Source organism: Thermodesulfomicrobium thermophilum DSM 16697, from assembly GCF_059568695.1.
Genome location: NZ_JCANTW010000015.1, coordinates 129,620 through 147,418, shown reverse-complemented (window position 1 = coordinate 147,418; position 17,799 = coordinate 129,620). Strand labels below are relative to the sequence as shown.

The window sequence follows — 17,799 nt, the reverse complement described above, 5'->3', positions numbered from 1 at the left end:
TTGTAAACAGCCCTCCCTTGACACCCCCGAAAGCCGCTTCCTATAGGCGGAAATCCCATCCATTCCCGCAACCAACGTCTATGAACACATCCCGCATCCTCTTCGTCGTCCTGCTTTTCAGCGCTCTTGCGGCGTGCGCGCCCAAGACCGTCATCCGCTCCAAGCCGCCGGAGCCCCGGCCGCCGCAAGAGCGCGTGGAGCCCGCATATCCCCGCCGCATCCCCGGCACCGAGGCGCCCATGCCTGTCGGCCCCCAGGAACGGCCCATCACCGAACCCAGCCAGCCAGACCCCGTGGCAGAGCGGCTGGCGGCGGTGCTGCGTACCGCTCCGGATTGGCCCACCCAAGAATCCTCCGGCATGGAGCTCTTCCAACGCCAATGGGAGACCCGCCAGTACCTGGCGGCCATGAATACCCTGGCTCTGCTCTACGGGCTCACCACCGAAGAAGCGGCGCGGGCATCCCTGGAGTCACTGGCCTTGTCCCGGGCACAAACTCTGCCGCCCGCCGAGCGCGACCGCATGCTTTCCGGCAACGCAGCCTGGCTGACCTTTCCCTGGAACCTCGTGGCCTGGGCCCAAATTCGGGCGCAGGTCGCTGAAGACCCCAGCCGCTTGGAAGCCTTGCGCCCCACCTTGGAGACCATCTTGAGCCGCGGGGGGCTGGTGAACACCCGTGTGCTCCATGACCAGCTTTTGGCCCTCTCCCAGCGAGGAGGCCAAATGCTCACCACGGACGTCTTCTTTTTCCTGCCCCAAAGCGGACCGTACGCCGCCATCTCCCGGCGTATCCTCCTGGGGGCTGAACTCGCTGCAGAAGAACTCAAGGCCGCAGGCGCCACGTTGCAGCTGCGCGTCATCGACGCCGCCGCCCCCGGGGCCCTGGGAGAACTGACCATGCTTACCGCCGGGGCTGCCGTTGCCGGCCCCTTGCGCAAGGAGGACTGGGACCGCATCACCCAAGCGGGGCTGCACCGCCAATTAGCCTTTCTCACCTTTTTCCCCACCTTGCCGGCAGAAGGCCAGGACGGATGGCGGCTGCTCGCCAGCCCTGAAGACCAGGCGCAATCCCTGGTGCAGGCCATGGAGCTTTTTGGCGCCACCGCCGCGGCGGTCCTGTATCCGCAAGACCGCTTCGGCATAGCCATGGCCCCGCTCTTTACCCAGACGCTGGAAGCCGCCGGCGGACACATCGCCCAGTCTGCAAGCTACGACCCGGCAGAGCCCGCCGCCTGGGGCAAGATCGTGGCCCGGATGCTCGGGGCGACGGACAAGGAGTCCAGCTATCCGCTGCCGCCGTTCGACGCCCTGTTCGTGCCCGACTCCCTGCTCAAGGCCCAGCAGATCGTGGCCTTCCTCCACTACTACGACGCCGGGCACCTGCTCGTCCTGGGGCCGCAGCTCTGGGGGCAGGCCACGGAGGCGCCGGAGTTGGAAAAAGAGATCTTCCGCCTGGCGGTCTTCCCCAGCGCCCTCAACCCGGCCACGCCCCAGGCCCAGCACCTGGCGGCCCAGGCTGCGGCGGCGGGCGCCGCGCTCGATGGCTGGCTCGCCTTAGGCTACGATGCCACGCGCCTCGTGTTGCGCCTGCCCGCCTATACCGGAGACCCGGCTCGCTTTTCCGCGGACCTGGACGCCGCGGCAAAGACCATGAACTGGACCATGGCCCCCATCCACTTCGACGCCGCCGGCCGGGCCCACCAGGCCCTCATCCCCATGCAGATCACGACGGAAGGGCTCAAACTTCCGGACTGGGAGGCCCTGCGCCAGCTGCGCGACCAGCGCATCCAAAAACGCAATGCCGCCCACAACCCACCCCAATCCTAAACCGTTCCGCACAGGAGTCACCATGCGTCTTACAGCCGCCGACGCCAAATCCATCGCCGCCCTGGCGCGCCTGGCCATCACCGAGGAGGACGCCGCCCACCTCGCCCTGCAGATGGGCAAGATTCTCGACTACATGGACACCCTCAACCAGGTGGACACCACGGACGTCGAGCCCCTCTACTCCCCGGTGGAGCATGTGTCGGTGCTGCGCGACGACTGCGCCTGCGCCACTTCGTCCCGCGAGGCCATCCTCGCCAACGCCCCCGCCTCGGACGGCGTCTACTTCCTCGTCCCGCGAGTCATTGCATAGCTTATGAACATCACCGAACTTTCCCTCACCACCGTCCGCGACCTCCTGGCCCGTGGCGAGCTTCGCGCCGAGGCCGTCACCGAAGCATGTCTGGCCCGCATCAAGGCCACGGAACCCGAACTCCATGCCCTGCTCCACGTGGCCGCCGACGATGCACTGGCTCAGGCCCGAAAGCTCGACAGCCAGGGCCCCGACCCTGCGCAGCCTTTGTGGGGTGTGCCCCTCACCATCAAGGACGTGCTCACCACCACGGACATGCCCACCACCTGCGCCTCGCGCATCCTCGAAGACTTCCGACCGCCGTACGACGCCACGGTGGTGGCGCGGCTGCGCGCGGCAGGGGCCATCCTGCTCGGCAAGGCCAATATGGACGAGTTCGCCATGGGCTCGTCCACGGAAAACTCCGCCTTCGGCCCCACGCGCAACCCCTGGGACCGCACCCGGGTACCCGGCGGCTCCAGCGGCGGATCGGCGGCCAGCGTGGCCGCCGGGCAATGCTTCGGCTCCATCGGCACGGACACCGGCGGCTCCATCCGCCAACCCGCGGCCTTTTGCGGCATCGTGGGCCTCAAGCCCACCTACGGCCGGGTGTCACGTTTCGGCCTGGTGGCCTACGGCTCCTCCCTGGACCAGGCCGGACCCATGACCCGCAGCGTGGCGGACGCCGCCCTGCTCCTTGCCGTCATCGCCGGCCACGATCTCCAAGATTCCACCAGCAGCACCGCCGCCACCGCCGATTACGTGGCCGCCGCCACGCCCGGAAGCCTTGCCGGCGTGCGCGTGGGGCTGCCGGAAGAGTATTGGGGCGAAGGCCTGAGCGACGAAGTCCGTACCGCGTGCCGCAGCGCCATCGATCTGCTGCAGGATGCAGGGGCGCAAGTATTGCCCGTCTCCCTCCCCCACACCAAGTACGCCATCGCCACGTACTACATCCTGGCCATGGCCGAAGCGAGCTCCAACCTCGCCCGCTACGACGGCGTGCGCTACGGCTACCGCAACCCCAAGGCCAAGGACCTCCAGGAGGTCTTCACCCTGTCGCGCACGCACGGCTTCGGCGAAGAGGTCATTCGCCGCATTCTCCTGGGCACCTACGTGCTTTCCGCCGGCTACTACGACGCCTACTACAAAAAGGCCGCCCAGGTGCGCCGCCGCATCCGCGAGGATTTCGTGACCGCGCTGCACTCCTGCGACGTGCTCTGCGCTCCGGCCTGCCCCACCGTGGCCTTCCGCATGGGGGAGAACACGGCAGACCCTCTGCAGATGTATCTTACGGACATCTTTACAGTTTCTCTCAACCTCAGCGGACTTCCGGGGATCTGCCTGCCTGCGGCTTTGGGCCAAGAGACAGGCATGCCCGTGGGCATCCAGTTCTTCGGCCGGGCCATGGACGAGGCCACCCTGTTGCGTGTGGCCGCAGCCCTGGAAGCGGCCCGCGGCCCCATGCCCGCTCCGTCCGTCTAAGCTACCGTGGCCAGGAGTCGCCCTGGCCTTGGGCCCAACCATGCGCCACCCTGCACCTTCATGCGCCGTCGCGGTAAGCGGCGGCGCTGATTCCCTCCTCACCCTGCTGCTCCTCCAGGAAGCGGGCGTCCCCACCCACGCGGTGCACGGCAGATTTCTGCCGCCAAACGCACACAGCCGCCTGCGGGAGGAACGCCTGGCGGCCGTGTGCGCCGCGCGCGGCATTACCCTCACGGTGCTCGACCTTACCGAGACCTTTGCCCGCACCGTCGTCCAACCTTTCGTGCGCGACTACGCCGCAGGCCGCACCCCCAACCCCTGCGCCACCTGCAACCCGACCATGAAATGGGGCGTGCTCTGGGAGGAAGCACGCGCACTGGGGGCCACGACATTTGCCACCGGGCACTACGCCTGCGCCCACGACGGAATGCTTCTGCGCGGCGCAGACCCCACCAAGGACCAAAGCTATTTTCTCGCCCTGGTATCTCAGGAGCGCCTGCGCCACACCCTGTTCCCCCTGGGAGGGCGCACCAAGGCGTGGGTACGCGCCGAGCTTGCCCGCCGGGGCATCACCCCTCCGGAAGAGCGTGAAAGCCAGGACATCTGCTTTGTCCCCGGCACCTACCACGACCTCATGGCCGCCCACGGCGTACCCGCCACACCAGGCCCCATCGTGCTCGCCGACGGCACCCCGGTGGGAAGGCATCAAGGGCTGTGGCGATTCACCATCGGCCAGCGCCGGGGGCTCGGCATCGCCTACCGCGAGCCCCTCTTTGTCATCGCCAAGGATCCGGCGACCAACACCGTGATCGTGGGCCCCAAGTCCGCCACTCTGGCCTGGGGGTGCCGCACCCAGCCCGCCAACTTCCTGGCCCCCCCAACGACCTGGCCGCAAGAGCTCTTGGTGCAGACGAGTTTTCGCCAAAAGCCGCAGCCCGCCCGGGTGACCGTAGCGGCGGACCAGACACTGACCATCCGCTTCCAGGCCCCAGGCCCCAGGCCCACACCGGGGCAGCTGGCCGCCGTCTACCACGGCGACCGGGTGCTGGCCGGCGCCATCATCCACGCCCCCCTGGAGGCCGTATGACCCCAGCGTCCACGCCTTTGACCGCCTTTCCGGCCGGCACCCGCGTCTTCTTCAGCACCCAAGGCTGCCGGGTAAACCAATACGAAACCGAAGTTCTGCGCGCCTGGGCCGCAGGTCTGGGCTGGGAGGAAGTCGACGCGGCAGCGACGGCGGACCTTGCCATCATCAATAGCTGCGCCGTCACCGAGGCCGCAATGCGGGATTTGCGCCGCATGGTGCGCGCCCTGCGCGAGGCGCGGCCAGAAATCCGTATCGTGGTCACCGGCTGCGCCCCTGAGGCGGACCCGCGCCTGCGCGACTGCCTCGCGGTGGAGGTGTTGCCGCAAGCGGCCAAACGCCAGTTCCTTGCCTTGGCGCGAACCCAGATCCCACGCCGCCCCCGCCACCGCACCCGGGCCGTGGTGGGCATCCAGGACGGCTGTAACACCCGGTGTACCTACTGCATCATCCCCATCACCCGCGGACCGGCCCAAAGCCGCGCCCCCGAGGAGGTCCTCGCCGAGGTGGATTCCCTGTGCCGCCAAGGCGTGCCGGAGATCACGCTGAGCGCCATCAGCACCCGGTGGTACGCTTGCGGCGCCACGGACTTCTGGGACCTGGTGGCCATGGTGGACCGCGTGGTGGCGACCCGGTACGCCGGGCGGACCCGACTGCGCCTGGGATCTCTGGACCCGGTGCAATTGGATGCCAAGGCCGCGGCAACCCTCGCCCAATGCCAGGCGGTGTGCCCGCACCTGCACCTTTCGCTGCAAAGCGCAAGCCCCTCGGTGCTTGCCCGTATGGGCCGCAGCCACTACCATCCAGACGCCATCCTCCGGTTTGTGGACTCACTGGCGGCCGTGTGGCCCGTCTTTGGCCTCGGGGTGGACGTCATCGCCGGATTTCCTGGAGAAACGGAAGCGGAGTGGCAGGCGACCCTGGATTTTGCCCGGCAACTGCCCCTCACCTACGCCCACGTCTTTCCGTACTCCGAGCGGCCGGGCACCGTAGCTGCCGGCTTGCCCGGCGCGATTCCTCGACCGGAGCGCCAGCGCCGCGCCCGGGCCTTACGGGAGTGCGTGCGCCAAATCCAAGCGCGCGTGTGGACGGCCATGCACGGGCGCACGGTGCAGGTAGTCCTGGAGACCGCCACCCAAGGCCGCGCCGAGACCTACGCGCCGTGCCGTCTCACCCGCCCCATGCCCCCAGGAGGCATCGTCTGTGCCACGGTGGTCGCCATCAGCGCCGACCACCTCGTGGTGCGCCCCACCGTGGAGAACCCATCATGAGTATCCCCCACGAACCCGCGCCCGCCAAGGCGGTGCTCTCCATCTTGAGCGCCCGGTGGGACTCTTTTTGGCCAGGGCTTCTGTCCCGCCTCGAAGCCATCTTGGGGCCCGCGGATTTTCACAGCGACCTCCTTCCCTTCACCCAAACCACGTATTACGACGCGGAGTTGGGCACGCCGATCTTTCGCCGCCTCCTCTCCTTCGCCACGCCGCTTCCCATGGACCGGCTGGCAGCGGTCAAACTCGCCACCAACGCCGTGGAAAACGAGTACGCGGAAAATGGCCGGCGGCGCTTCAACCTGGACCCAGGCTACCTCACCCGCGAGCGTTTGGTGCTCGCCACAGGGAAAAACTTCGTACACCGTATCTATCTAGGGCAGGGAATCTTCGCGGACCTCACCCTCATTTACCGCAAAGGCCGCTTCGAGGCCCTGCCGTGGACCTTTCCCGACTACCGCACCGAGGCCATCCAAACTATCCTGACGCGCATCCGCTCCACCATCCCCACACAAGGAAACCGACCATGACCCGAAGCATGACCGGCTTTGGCCGCGCCACTGTCTCGCGTCCCGCCTGGACGCTCACCTGGGAGATCGCCAGCCGCAACGCCCGCTACCTGGAACTCAAGTGGAAGACTCCACACGGATGGACGGCGCTGCACCAGCAATGGGACGCCCTGGTGCGCCGCACCGCCCACCGGGGGACCATCGAGCTCTCCCTCTCGGTGCGCCTCCTGGATCCGGAGCTTGCCGGCAGCGCCCTGGATACGGTCCAGGCCCAAGCCATGGTGGGCAGTCTGCGCCGCTTCGCCCAGGAGTTGGGGCTTCCGCAGCCCACCGACGTCAGCGCCCTGCTCCTGGTGCCTTCGGTCTGGCGCGAAAACCGCGGAGAGGCCGTCCCCCCGAACATGGCCGCCGACGCCACCGAGACGTTGAGCCAGGCACTCCAGAGTTGGGACGAGTCCCGTTGCCGGGAAGGAAGCGCCCTCAAACAGGATCTGGACCGCCGCCTTGCCACCCTGGCCGCGCTCGCCCAGACCATCGCCACGGAAGTCCACGCCCTGGCGCCCCAGCGCATGGCCAGCCTGCAGGAGCGGCTGCGAGCCCTCCTGGGAGAGGAAAGCGTTCCCGATCCGGGCCGCCTGCACCTGGAACTCGCCCTGCTTGCGGACAAAGTGGACGTGAGCGAAGAACTCACCCGCCTGGAGGCCCATCTTGAAGCCATGAAAACGATCTTGAACGGCCCCGGCCCCAAGGGACGCAAGCTCGATTTTCTCGTGCAAGAGGTCTTGCGGGAAATCACCACCTGCAGCAACAAAGCACAAAGCGCCAGCGTGAGCGCCCTGGCCGTGGACTTCAAGACCGAGCTGGAAAAGGTGCGCGAACAAATCCAAAACATCGAATAACCCTGCCCATGGACAAACGACGGCTTCTCAATATCGGCTTCGGCAACATGGTGGTGGCCCACCGGGTGGTGGCCGTGGTGCATCCGTCTTCCGCCCCCATGCGGCGGCTGCGCGAAGAGGCCAAGCAGGACGGCCGCCTCATCGACGCCACCCAAGGCCGCAAGACCCGCGCCATCATCATCACCGACTCCAACCACTGCATCCTCTCGGCCGTTCAAGTGGAAACCATCAGCCAGCGCCTTGCCGCCGGAGACACCCCATGAACAGCACCGGCATCCTCTTCGTCCTCTGCGCCCCCTCGGGCACCGGAAAAAGCACCTTGGTCCGCCGTCTGGTGGCCGAATGCCCCAATTTCGCCTTTTCCGTGTCCTGCACCACCCGCCCCCCCAGGCCGGGAGAGCGTGACGGCGTGGACTACCATTTCCTCTCCCGGGAAGCGTTCCTCCAGCGCCGAGACGCAGGATTCTTTGCCGAATGGGCCGAGGTGCACGGGAACCTCTACGGCACCCCCAAGGCCGCGACCCTGGAACTCCTGGTCCAAGGACGCGACGTGCTCTTCGACATCGACGTGCAGGGGGCGCGGCAACTGCGGACCTCCCTGGGGGCCGGGGCGTACGTGTTCCTCTTTCCCCCCTCTCCCGAGGAGCTGCATCGCCGCCTCACCCACCGAGGCACCGAAGACCCCGAGACCCTGGCCCGTCGCATGGCTGCGGCCAAGGAGGAGATCGCCCACTGCCCGGAATTCGATTACTGGATCGTCAACGACGACCTGGAAGACGCCTACCGGCGCCTCAAGGCCGTGTATCTTGCGGAAAAATGCCGGCCTCGCTATCAAGAAGCATGGCAGCGCACGATCTGGAACGCATGGGGGCTGGCATGAGCCCTCAATTGGTCGTGGCCCTGGACTTTCCCCAGGCGAAATCGGCCCTGACCCTGGCTCAGCAGCTCGTGGGGGTTACGTCTTGGGTGAAGGTCGGCCTCGAGCTCTATCTGGCCGCAGGGGCACGCATCGTCGCCGACCTCAAGGGACTCGGCTTTCGGGTTTTTGTGGATCTCAAATTTTTGGACATCCCCAACACCGTAGCCGGCGCAGTGCGCCAGGCTTGTGGCAGCGGCGCGGACATGCTCACCGTGCATGCCTTGGGCGGCAAGGCCATGGTGCAGGCAGCATTGGCGGCCCGGGACGCGGCGGGCACCAAGACCCACGTGGTGGCCGTAACGCTGCTCACCCACCTCGGCCCCGCAGACCTGCCGTGGGCGATGATGCCCTTGCCGGAACTCGCCGGCGACTTGGCGCGCCAGGCGCACGCCTGGGGCGCGGACGGAGTGGTCTGCTCCGGACAGGAGGCGGAAAGCATCCGCGCGGCCACCAGCCCCGATTTTCTCCTCGTCACCCCGGGGCTCCGCCGTCCCGAAGACCACGTCGGCGACCAAACCCGCATCTGCACCCCCCAAGCAGCCGCCAGAGCGGGGAGCAATTTTCTGGTGATGGGCCGGCCCATCACCGGGGCGACGGATCCCGCTGCCGCGGCCCGCCAGATCCTTGCAAGTGTCCTCACACCAGGAGGCACGTCATGAAGGAAAAAGACACCGAACACACCCGCATCAAAGGGGTGTTCTCCTCGGAAAAGGTCGCCAAGGTGGGTGCCGGCACCACGGTGCGCAAAACCACCCAGACCATGTACTGGTTCGCGGAAGAAGACGAAAACGGCATCATCTGGGTGCAGCCCCTCAATCCCAACTACGTGCCCTCCGGCCCAAAGCAAGAGGTGCCCCGGGACGAATTTCTGGAAAACTACCGCCCGGAGCCGGAGTTCTACACCCACAAAGTCTATCCCAATATCCGCAAACTCAACCAGACCATCGCCCGGGCCGAACGCCACCGCGCCAATGGCGAGACCTATTCTGCGGAATACGAATTCACCAATGCCCTCAAGATCGACGAAGAGAACATCCGCGCCAATTTTGGTCTGGGCCTAACCTACCTCGATCGCGGAGACACGGCTCGCGCCAACGATGTCTTCGAACGCCTGGTGAAGCTCGACGCCGCCTTCGAGCCCGAGCACAAACACCTCTTCAACGATTTCGGCATCAACCTGCGCAAAAACGAGATGTACGACCAGGCCATCCGCTACTACCAGCGCGCCTTGGAGCTCTCCCCCACAGACGAGCACCTGCACTACAACATCGCCCGCGCCTACTTTTCCAAGGCAGACCTGGAAAATACCGTGGCGCACCTGCGCCAGGCCCTGAGCATCAACCCCGATTTCGCCATCGCCAAGAAATTTCTCGTATACCTCAAACAGCAGGGACTGCTGCCGGCCGCCACGGCCCCGGCAGCCCCATCTCCACCCAGCGCCGACTCCGGCGCAAATCACACGCCCTAAGGAGTACCCATGCCGACGTTGTCCGCCACCCGGGTTCAGGTGCAACCGCAGCTGGACCCGGAGACCTATCTGCTTCTTTCCCAACGCAATTTTCTCGACGCCAAGGCCCTTATGGAGCTCACCGCCGCCTGGGAGCGCTGGATGCCTGCGGCGCACACCTGGCGCATCGGGGGGCGCAAAGGCTACCTGCTCGTCTTCCTGGACGCCGCCGTCGAGGAGGAAATCGACCCCCTCTGGGAGAACGCGCCAGCCCAAGCCTTCGCCCGCGAGGCCATGGCCCAGGCCTTGGTGCTGGGGTATCTCACCGCCCTGCGCCCGGGAGTGCGGCGCAAAGGCTGCGCCCCGGTGCCCACGCCCACCCCGGCCCTCGTCCAGGCCATTGCTCCATTGGGCATCGAACTTCACGAAAGCGGGGCCTTGTCCCGCAAGTATGCCACCCTCACCTACGCCTCAGGCGCCTTGGGATGCGAGAGCTGTCACGTGGAAGCCGGCTGTCCCAAGCGCCTGGGACTGCAAATCAACCCCTAAGGAGAACCCTCCCATGCCTCGCATCGTACTTCTCTGCACCCTTCTGTTGGCCTTTGGCAGCAGTGTCTTCGCGGCCACGGACCTCGTCATGCCGCAAGGAAACGCCACCTTCGACTACGCCTGGCTCAAAGGCCAGGCCCGCCACCTGGCCTCGCAGCCCTACGTGAACCACGCCGGCGAACTGCCCGCAGCGCTCAAAAAACTCTCCTGGGATCAGTACATGCAAATGAGCTTCAACCCCGAGCACGCCCTCTGGCGCGACAACGCCACGAGCCTCTTTCGGGCCGAGCTCTTCCACTTGGGGCTCTTCTACCAGACGCCGGTGACCATCTACGAGCTCGTGAACGGCAAGCCTCGGGAGATCGACTACACCCCGGACCTCTTCCTCTACGGCAAGTCCGGAGTCCGCGGCAAAGATCTCCCCAAGGACTTAGGGTTTGCCGGCTTTCGCTTCCGCTACCACACCGATTGGAGCCGCGATCTGGTGGCCTTTCTGGGGGCGAGTTATTTTCGCGCCGTGGGCGGCGAGATGCAGTATGGCATGTCCGCCCGGGGCCTTGCCGTGGATACCGCCCTGCCTCGCGATGAAGAGTTCCCGATATTCACCCATTTTTGGCTGGAAAGGCCTGCGCCCCACAGCGATACCGCCACGGTCTACGCCCTTTTGGACTCCCCCAGCGTCACCGGCGCCTACCGCTTCGACATCCGCCCCGGAGACACCCTCACCATGCGCGTGGACGCCGCCATCTACCCCCGCAAACCCATCGAGCGCCTCGGCATCGCCCCACTCACCAGCATGTTCCTCACCGGCGAAAACGACCGCCGCATGAACCACGACTGGCGGCCGGAAATCCACGACTCCGACGGGCTGCTCATGCACAACGGCAACGGCGAATGGCTCTGGCGGCCCCTCAATAACCCACCCTTTTTGCGCTACAATGCCTACATGGACAACAATCCAAAAGGCTTCGGCCTGCTGCAGCGAGACCAGAACTTCGACCATTATCAAGACGACGGGGTCTTCTATGACAAGCGCCCCAGCGTCTGGGTGGAGCCCATCGGCAATTGGGGGCCGGGATATGTCGTCCTCGTGGAGATCGCCAACCTCGACGAGACCTTCGACAACATCGTCGCCTTCTGGAATCCCGCCAAGCCCGTAGAGCCCGGCCAAGAGCTCCTCTACAGCTACAACCTCTATTGGGGCACCAAGCCGCCGGTGCACAATCGGCTGGCCCGGGTCAAAGATACCTTCACGGGCCTAGGCGGTGTGGTGGGCCTGCCGCGCAAATACTATAGCCAGCGGTTCGCCGTGGACTTCACCGGCGGCGATTTGGCCATGATCGGCACCAACTCCACCATCCGGCCTGTGCTGGAGACTTCGGCCGGCCGTATCGAAATCACCTCCGTACGGCCCCAACACGCCATCCACGGCTTCCGCTGCATGTTCGACGTGGTGCCTCCTGACGAGAGCCAAAACCCCATCAACCTGCGCCTCTACCTCGAGGCCGACGGCCGGCCCTTGACCGAAACCTGGATCTACCAATGGACCCCGCCGGCCCCTCAAGACCGCAAGCTCTACAACCCGGGGCATCTGGAAAAACAGCCTGGGGTGGAGTGATGCCGCCGCTGCCTGGCAGGGACCGCCTGCCAGGCAGCAATCCCTACGCGAGGCGTCCTATGCACCGGGGGGACGCAGCAAGCCTTGCTTGGCACAGAGAATTCAAGTATCGTTCCTCGCGTTTCCGAATAGCTCCACCTCTTTCCCTGGCGGCAGACCATGGCAGACAAACCCCTCTCCTTGACGCAGGAAATCGCTCGCATTGACGAAAAACTCCTGACCCTCATCGCCCAACGCACCCGGCTTTTGGCCAAGGCCGCCCAAAGCCGCCGCGCCAAAGGAGTCGGGATCACCGACGCGCAGCAGGAAAAAACCCTCTGGAATACCTGGCGGCTGGCCAGCGCCAAAGACAATCTCGACCCGCAACTCGTCCGCCGCCTCTTCCATCTGACCAACACCCTGGCTTACGCCCAGGCGGAAAAAGACGGCGGCACGGGCTCCCTCTGCCTGTATCCCCGCCGCAAGCCGGTACACATCGACCTCGACGCCCCGCGCGACCAGATCCTGGCGAGCATCCTCATGGTACTTGCCGCAGTCAACGCCGAGCCCGTCACCGTCGCCCCCTTCCAAGGCACGGATCTGTCCCTGGAGCTCATGAACGCCCTGCGGCAATTCGGACTCAACCTCACCGCAGAGGCGGAGTCCTACTCCAGCACCCCGGTGCCTTCGTGGAGCGCGGACAACACCATCGTCTATGCAGGCCAAGGAAAATTTCATCTCTACCTGCTGCTCTGCCTCAGCCTTGGCCGGGTCACCAAGGTCAAGTTCACCGGGGCCACCCGCCTCAAGGTGCACGACCTGCGCCCCATCCAGGATTTCCTGCCAACCCTCGGGGCGCGGCTCACCACCATCGAACCCCACAGCACCGGGCTGCCCGCCCGCCTGGAAGCCAGCGGCCAAATTCCCGACAGCGTCACCATCCCTCCGGGTTTTTCCAAAAAGTTCATCCTGGCCCTGGCCGTGGCGGCCACCACCTATCCCAAAGGCCTCGTCATCCATGTGGAGCCGGGCTACAAAACCAGTCCACTCCTGCGCAAAGGCATTGGGTTCCTCCAGGAACTCATCCCCGAGATCCAATTCCAGGACGCCACCATCGTCGTTCCGCCCGGGCCCGTGCGCCTGGGGCTGCGCCACGCAGACGTCCCCATGGACCCGCTGCTCTCCCTGCACGTGCTGGCCTTCCCCTTCTTTCATGGCGGCACCGCCCGGCTGCGGGGCACCTGGCCGCCCCATCACCCGCACCTCCAGAGCGCCCTGGACCTCCTCGAGGAACTCGGCCTGCGCCTGGAGGCTGCAGAAGGACATATCACCGCCACCATGACCGAACCGCCCCAGGCGCTGGACGCAGACCTCTCTCCCTGCCCGGAGTATTTTCCGCTCATCCTCGCGCTCTCTCTGGGGCTCAAGGGACCAACCACCCTGCGCCTGCCCCAGGAAGAACTGCTCGACACCGGCGCCGAACTCCTCACGGCCCTGGGCGTGGACTTTGAGCGGACGGCGACTTCACTGCGCCTCAATCTTCCGGTGCACGGCCGCGCCCCGGAAGGAACCTGGCAAAGCCCGGACCCCTTCTGGACCCTGGCGGCGGCCCTGGCATCCTTCACCCGCCCGGGATTTTGCATCTCCGGCGCGGACAACGTCTCGTCCGTATGGCCCTGGTTCTGGAAGATCTACATGAACCTTCCCGAACCCCAACTCTTTCTCTCCCAACCACAGGAACCGGCCGCTGTTCATGAACAACCCAAACGCAAACGTATCCGCATCCAATCCTGACACCACTATCGTCCACTTGGAACGAGAAATCGCTGCCTTCGAACACGAGCAAGCCCAATTGCTCTCTCGCATCCGCGCGCTTCGCGACGCCGAGGCCGCAGATTCCACGCTCTCCCACGCGGCGGAGATCTTCGCCCTCCAGCAGGAAAAACTCCGTCTGGATACGGAGATCCTCTTTCGACGCAACAAAATCCGCCTACTGCACAGCCAATGGGCCTAAAGCCCGTTTTTTTCCATAGCAAGGAGCCTCCATGCCACAAAGTCTTGCCCACAAAATCATCGCCAGTCATCTCGTCTCCGGCGAGCTCGTCCCAGGGGCGGAAATCGCCCTGGCCATCGACCAAACCCTCACCCAGGACGCCACCGGCACTATGGCCTATCTCCAATGGGAAGCCATGGGGCTCGACCGGGTGCGTACGCAGCTCTCCGTGAGCTATGTGGACCACAACACCCTGCAGATGGGCTTCCGCAACCCCGACGACCACCGTTATCTGCGCACTGTGGCCGCCCGCTACGGCATCGTGTTCTCGCCTCCCGGCACGGGCATCTGCCACCAGCTCCACCTGGAAAATTTCGCCAAGCCCGGGACCACCCTCATCGGCTCCGACTCCCACACCCCCACCGCGGGCGGCATGGGGGCATTGGCCATGGGTGCTGGCGGCCTGTCCGTGGCCCTGGCCATGGCTGGAGAACCATACTCCCTGACGATGCCCAAGGTGTGCCGGGTATGGCTCACCGGCAGGCTCACCGGCTTTGCCTCGGCCAAGGACGTGATCTTGGAATTGCTGCGGCAGCGCACGGTCAAGGGTGGAGTCGGGGTCATCTTCGAATACGCCGGTCCCGGCGTGGCCACACTGACTGTCCCGGAACGCGCCACCATCACCAACATGGGCGCGGAATTGGGGGCCACCACGTCCCTCTTCCCCAGTGACGAACAGACCCTGGCCTTTTTGCGCGCCATGGGACGCGAGGCGGATTTCACGCCCCTTGCCGCAGACCCGGACGCCGCCTACGACGAGGAAATCCACATCGACCTCTCCGCCCTGGTCCCCCTCGCCGCCGCGCCCCACATGCCGGACCGAGTGGTGCCCGTGGCCGAGCTCCATGGCCTGGCCGTGGACCAGGTGGCCATCGGCTCCTGCACCAACTCGTCCTACGCGGACCTCAAGGCCGTGGCGGAAATCCTGCGCGGCCACCGCGTGGCCCCGTCCACGGACCTGCTCATCTCCCCCGGCTCCAAGGCGGTGCTCAAGATGCTCGTGGCCGAAGGGCTCCTGGACCCCATGCTCGACGCCGGAGGCCGGCTCCTGGAGTGCACCTGCGGCCCATGCATCGGCATGGGGGGATCGCCTGTCAGCGGCGGGGTCAGTGTGCGCACCTTCAACCGGAATTTCGAGGGCCGAAGCGGCACCCAGGACGCCCAGGTGTACCTGGCAAGCCCCATCACCGCCGCCTTCTGCGCCCGGGAAGGCCGATTTACCGATCCCGCCACCTGGAAGGCAAACATCACGCCCCCGCAGCTACCCGCGACCATCCCGTCCATCCGCCACCTCTTTCTCTTCCCGCCGGAAGATGGGACGGACGTCACCGTGGAGCGCGGCCCCAACATCGTGCCCTTGCCGCCCTTCGACGCCCTGCCTGAGTGCCTGGATCTGCCCATCCTGCTCAAGACCGGGGACAACATCACCACCGACCACATCATGCCCGCCGGTGCGGCCATCACCGCCCTGCGCTCCAACATTCCGGCCATCAGTGAACATGTGTTCGCCCGCGTGGACGGCGAATTCGTGGCCCGGGCCAAGGCCGCCGGCCAGGGCTGTATCCTGGGCGGCGAGAACTACGGCCAAGGCTCCAGCCGCGAGCACGCGGCCCTGGCCCCCCGCTACCTGGGGGTGCGTGCGGTCATCGCCAAGTCCTTTGCCCGCATCCACAAAGCCAATCTCATCAACTTCGGCATCCTGCCGCTGACCTTGGCCAATGCCGCGGACTACGATACCCTGGCCCAGGGCGAGCGCCTGCGCCTGGACACCACGACCCTCGCTCCGGGCGCACCGCTCACCGCACAGACCACTTCCGGAACAACCGTGGAGCTCCGCCACGACCTCACGGCCCAAGACATCGCCGTGATCCGCGCCGGGGGCCTGCTCAATTGGGTCAACGCCAAAAAACGCCACGAGGACGCCCATGCTTGATATCCTTCGCCAAGGAGCGCGCTCCTGGGGCATCAAGATCATGTTCGCCATGATCATCGTGGTCTTCGTGCTGGCCTTTGGCATCAGCCGCATGGATCAGGGCCGGCGCGGCGCCGTGGCCTTGGTCAATGAAGAGCCCATCTCGGTGCAGAGCTTCCAGCGGGCCGTGCAGAGCACCATGGACCGTCTGCGCGCCCAAAATCCGGGCATCTCCAGCGAGGTCTTCGACGCCCTGAACATCCGAGACCAGGTCTTCCGGCAACTGGTGGGCTCCACCCTCCTTGTGCAGGAAGCCAAAAAACTCGGACTTTTTGTGACCGACAGCGAGCTCGCCGCCGCAGTGCACAAAATCTCCGCCTTTCAGGAAAACGGTCGATTCTCCCCGGATCGCTACCGCCGCACTCTGCAATCCCAGGGCCTGACCCCCGCTCTCTTCGAAGAAGACTTCCGCAAAGATCTCGTGGTGGACAAGCTGCGCACCGCCATCGTCGCCGCCGGCAAGCTCTCCGAGGCCCAGGCCAAGGACCTCTTCATGGTGCTGGAGCGCACTGCGGACCTCGACGTGCTGGTTTTTGCCGCCTCCAATGAAACCGCGACCATCACTCCGGAAGACATCGCCGCCTACCACGCCGCACACACCGAGGAATTCCAGGAGCCGGCCAAAGCACGGGTGCGTCTTTTGCGCATCACAGCAGACACCATCGCCAAACCCGAAGCCGTCTCGGACGAGGCGGTGCGCGCCTACTACGAAGCCCACGGCGACCAGTTCCGCGAGCCCGAGGCCGTGCGCGCCCGGCACATCCTGCGCCTGCTTCCCCCGCAGGCCAACGCCACCGAAGAAGCCGCGGCCCGCGCCGAGCTCACGGCCAGCCGCGCGCGCATCCACGACGCCGCGTCCTTTGCCGCCGAGGCCAAGGCCCACTCCCAGGACGGCAGTGCAGCCCAAGGAGGGGATCTGGGCTGGTTCGAGCGCGGCCGCATGGTGCCGGAATTCGAACAGGTCGCCTTTTCCCTGCCGGTGGGGCAAGTCAGCGACATCGTCCGCACGCCCTTCGGCCTGCACCTCATCTTCGTGGAGGAAAAGCGCCCCGCCCGGCAAAAGCCCTTGGAACAGGTGGCCAGCGACATCCGCGGCCAACTGGCCCGCGACCAGGCCACGGAAACGCTGGGCGATACCCTGGATCTGGCCTTGGAGCGCATCGCCCGCGGCGAAGACGTCAACGCCGTGGCTACGGCCCTCGGGCTTGCGGTGCAGGAACCCGCGCCATTCAGTGAAGCAGACGGCCCCCAGGGAATTTCCCTCAAGCCGCAGGACGTGAAGGCCCTCATGCTCCTTGCCCCAGGCACGACCACCAAGGCCCCCATCCTACTGCCGGACGGCTATCTCCTGGCCACCAAGGTGGAGGACATCCCGGCCCGCACCCGCACCGTGGAAGAGACCCAAGAAGAAATCCGCCAACGCCTCACCCGGGAACGCCAACTGGCTGCCGCCAAGGCCAAGGCCGAGGCGGCCCTCAAGGCGCTGCCCAAACTCGACCCTGCCGCCCAATTGCGGCCGATCAGCGGAGTCAACCGCCAAGGGCAACTTACCGGCATCGGCGTCAGCGCTGAATTGGGGAAGCAGCTTCTGCGCGCGGAACCCGACACTTGGCTCCCCGAGATCTATCCCGTGGGCGAAGCCTTCGTGCTCGCCCGAGTACGCGCAGTGCATCCGCCGGACGAGGCGGCCTGGGAAGCGGTACGCAGCCAATGGACCCAGTCCCTGCGCGACCAAGCCGCAGAGCAGGTGTTCCAGGCCCACCTCAAGGAGCTGTGGGACAAGGCCCGCATCGAGGTTCTCATCCCGGAGCTCATCACCCCGTCCAAGTCCTAAGCGGACACCGACAACGCCAAAAAACGCCCCAGAAACATGGCTTCTGGGGCGTTTTTTATAAAAAATCCAAT

At 65.8% G+C, this 17,799-nt stretch carries 17 protein-coding genes; all 17 read left to right on the top strand.

Annotated elements, in window-relative coordinates:
- Positions 1-80 precede the first annotated feature (80 nt).
- The 17 genes from BR00_RS09130 to BR00_RS09050 all read left to right on the top strand — a co-directional run bounded on the left by BR00_RS09130 (position 81) and on the right by BR00_RS09050 (position 17,728).
- A complete protein-coding gene (locus BR00_RS09130) occupies positions 81-1,826 on the top strand; it encodes a penicillin-binding protein activator (RefSeq protein WP_496477283.1) in 1,746 nt (581 codons plus the stop codon).
- A gap of 22 nt (positions 1,827-1,848) precedes the next feature.
- Complete coding sequence (gene gatC / locus BR00_RS09125) at positions 1,849-2,136, top strand: Asp-tRNA(Asn)/Glu-tRNA(Gln) amidotransferase subunit GatC (protein ID WP_496477282.1); 288 nt, start codon at positions 1,849-1,851, stop codon at positions 2,134-2,136.
- Between the two features lie 3 nt (positions 2,137-2,139).
- On the top strand, positions 2,140-3,597 hold the full coding sequence (gene gatA, locus BR00_RS09120) for an Asp-tRNA(Asn)/Glu-tRNA(Gln) amidotransferase subunit GatA (RefSeq protein ID WP_496477281.1): 1,458 nt from the start codon (positions 2,140-2,142) through the stop codon (positions 3,595-3,597).
- Positions 3,598-3,637: 40 nt separating this feature from the next.
- Positions 3,638-4,684: a tRNA 2-thiouridine(34) synthase MnmA gene (gene mnmA, locus BR00_RS09115; RefSeq protein WP_496477280.1), complete on the top strand. Its 1,047-nt coding sequence runs from the start codon at positions 3,638-3,640 to the stop codon at positions 4,682-4,684.
- Positions 4,681-5,952, top strand: coding sequence for a MiaB/RimO family radical SAM methylthiotransferase (locus BR00_RS09110; protein ID WP_496477279.1), 1,272 nt, complete (start codon positions 4,681-4,683; stop codon positions 5,950-5,952). Before mnmA ends, BR00_RS09110 begins: the two co-directional genes overlap by 4 nt.
- Positions 5,949-6,479: a DUF4416 family protein gene (locus tag BR00_RS09105; protein ID WP_496477278.1), complete on the top strand. Its 531-nt coding sequence runs from the start codon at positions 5,949-5,951 to the stop codon at positions 6,477-6,479. Before BR00_RS09110 ends, BR00_RS09105 begins: the two co-directional genes overlap by 4 nt.
- Positions 6,476-7,357: a YicC/YloC family endoribonuclease gene (locus BR00_RS09100; RefSeq protein WP_496477277.1), complete on the top strand. Its 882-nt coding sequence runs from the start codon at positions 6,476-6,478 to the stop codon at positions 7,355-7,357. The genes BR00_RS09105 and BR00_RS09100 overlap by 4 nt, the downstream gene beginning before the upstream one ends.
- A gap of 8 nt (positions 7,358-7,365) precedes the next feature.
- The gene (locus BR00_RS09095) at positions 7,366-7,620 is read left to right on the top strand and encodes a DUF370 domain-containing protein (protein WP_496477276.1); all 255 of its coding nucleotides are present in this window, start codon (positions 7,366-7,368) and stop codon (positions 7,618-7,620) included.
- Complete coding sequence (gene gmk, locus BR00_RS09090; protein ID WP_496477275.1) at positions 7,617-8,237, top strand: guanylate kinase; 621 nt, start codon at positions 7,617-7,619, stop codon at positions 8,235-8,237. The genes BR00_RS09095 and gmk overlap by 4 nt, the downstream gene beginning before the upstream one ends.
- The gene (gene pyrF / locus BR00_RS09085; protein WP_496477274.1) at positions 8,234-8,935 is read left to right on the top strand and encodes an orotidine-5'-phosphate decarboxylase; all 702 of its coding nucleotides are present in this window, start codon (positions 8,234-8,236) and stop codon (positions 8,933-8,935) included. Before gmk ends, pyrF begins: the two co-directional genes overlap by 4 nt.
- Complete coding sequence (locus BR00_RS09080; protein ID WP_496477273.1) at positions 8,932-9,744, top strand: tetratricopeptide repeat protein; 813 nt, start codon at positions 8,932-8,934, stop codon at positions 9,742-9,744. Before pyrF ends, BR00_RS09080 begins: the two co-directional genes overlap by 4 nt.
- Before the next feature lie 9 nt (positions 9,745-9,753).
- Positions 9,754-10,272: a hypothetical protein gene (locus tag BR00_RS09075; RefSeq protein WP_496477272.1), complete on the top strand. Its 519-nt coding sequence runs from the start codon at positions 9,754-9,756 to the stop codon at positions 10,270-10,272.
- Between the two features lie 13 nt (positions 10,273-10,285).
- Complete coding sequence (locus BR00_RS09070) at positions 10,286-11,890, top strand: OpgD/OpgG family glucan biosynthesis protein (protein ID WP_496477271.1); 1,605 nt, start codon at positions 10,286-10,288, stop codon at positions 11,888-11,890.
- A 159-nt stretch (positions 11,891-12,049) separates the two neighbouring features.
- Entirely contained in the window at positions 12,050-13,663 is a 1,614-nt protein-coding gene (locus BR00_RS09065) for a carboxyvinyltransferase (RefSeq protein ID WP_496477270.1), read from the top strand.
- Positions 13,623-13,883 (top strand): hypothetical protein, encoded by a 261-nt coding sequence (locus tag BR00_RS09060; RefSeq protein ID WP_496477269.1) that lies wholly within the window; start codon positions 13,623-13,625, stop codon positions 13,881-13,883. Before BR00_RS09065 ends, BR00_RS09060 begins: the two co-directional genes overlap by 41 nt.
- 31 nt (positions 13,884-13,914) lie before the next feature.
- Complete coding sequence (locus BR00_RS09055; RefSeq protein WP_496477268.1) at positions 13,915-15,855, top strand: aconitate hydratase; 1,941 nt, start codon at positions 13,915-13,917, stop codon at positions 15,853-15,855.
- On the top strand, positions 15,848-17,728 hold the full coding sequence (locus BR00_RS09050; protein ID WP_496477267.1) for a peptidylprolyl isomerase: 1,881 nt from the start codon (positions 15,848-15,850) through the stop codon (positions 17,726-17,728). The genes BR00_RS09055 and BR00_RS09050 overlap by 8 nt, the downstream gene beginning before the upstream one ends.
- Positions 17,729-17,799 lie beyond the last annotated feature (71 nt).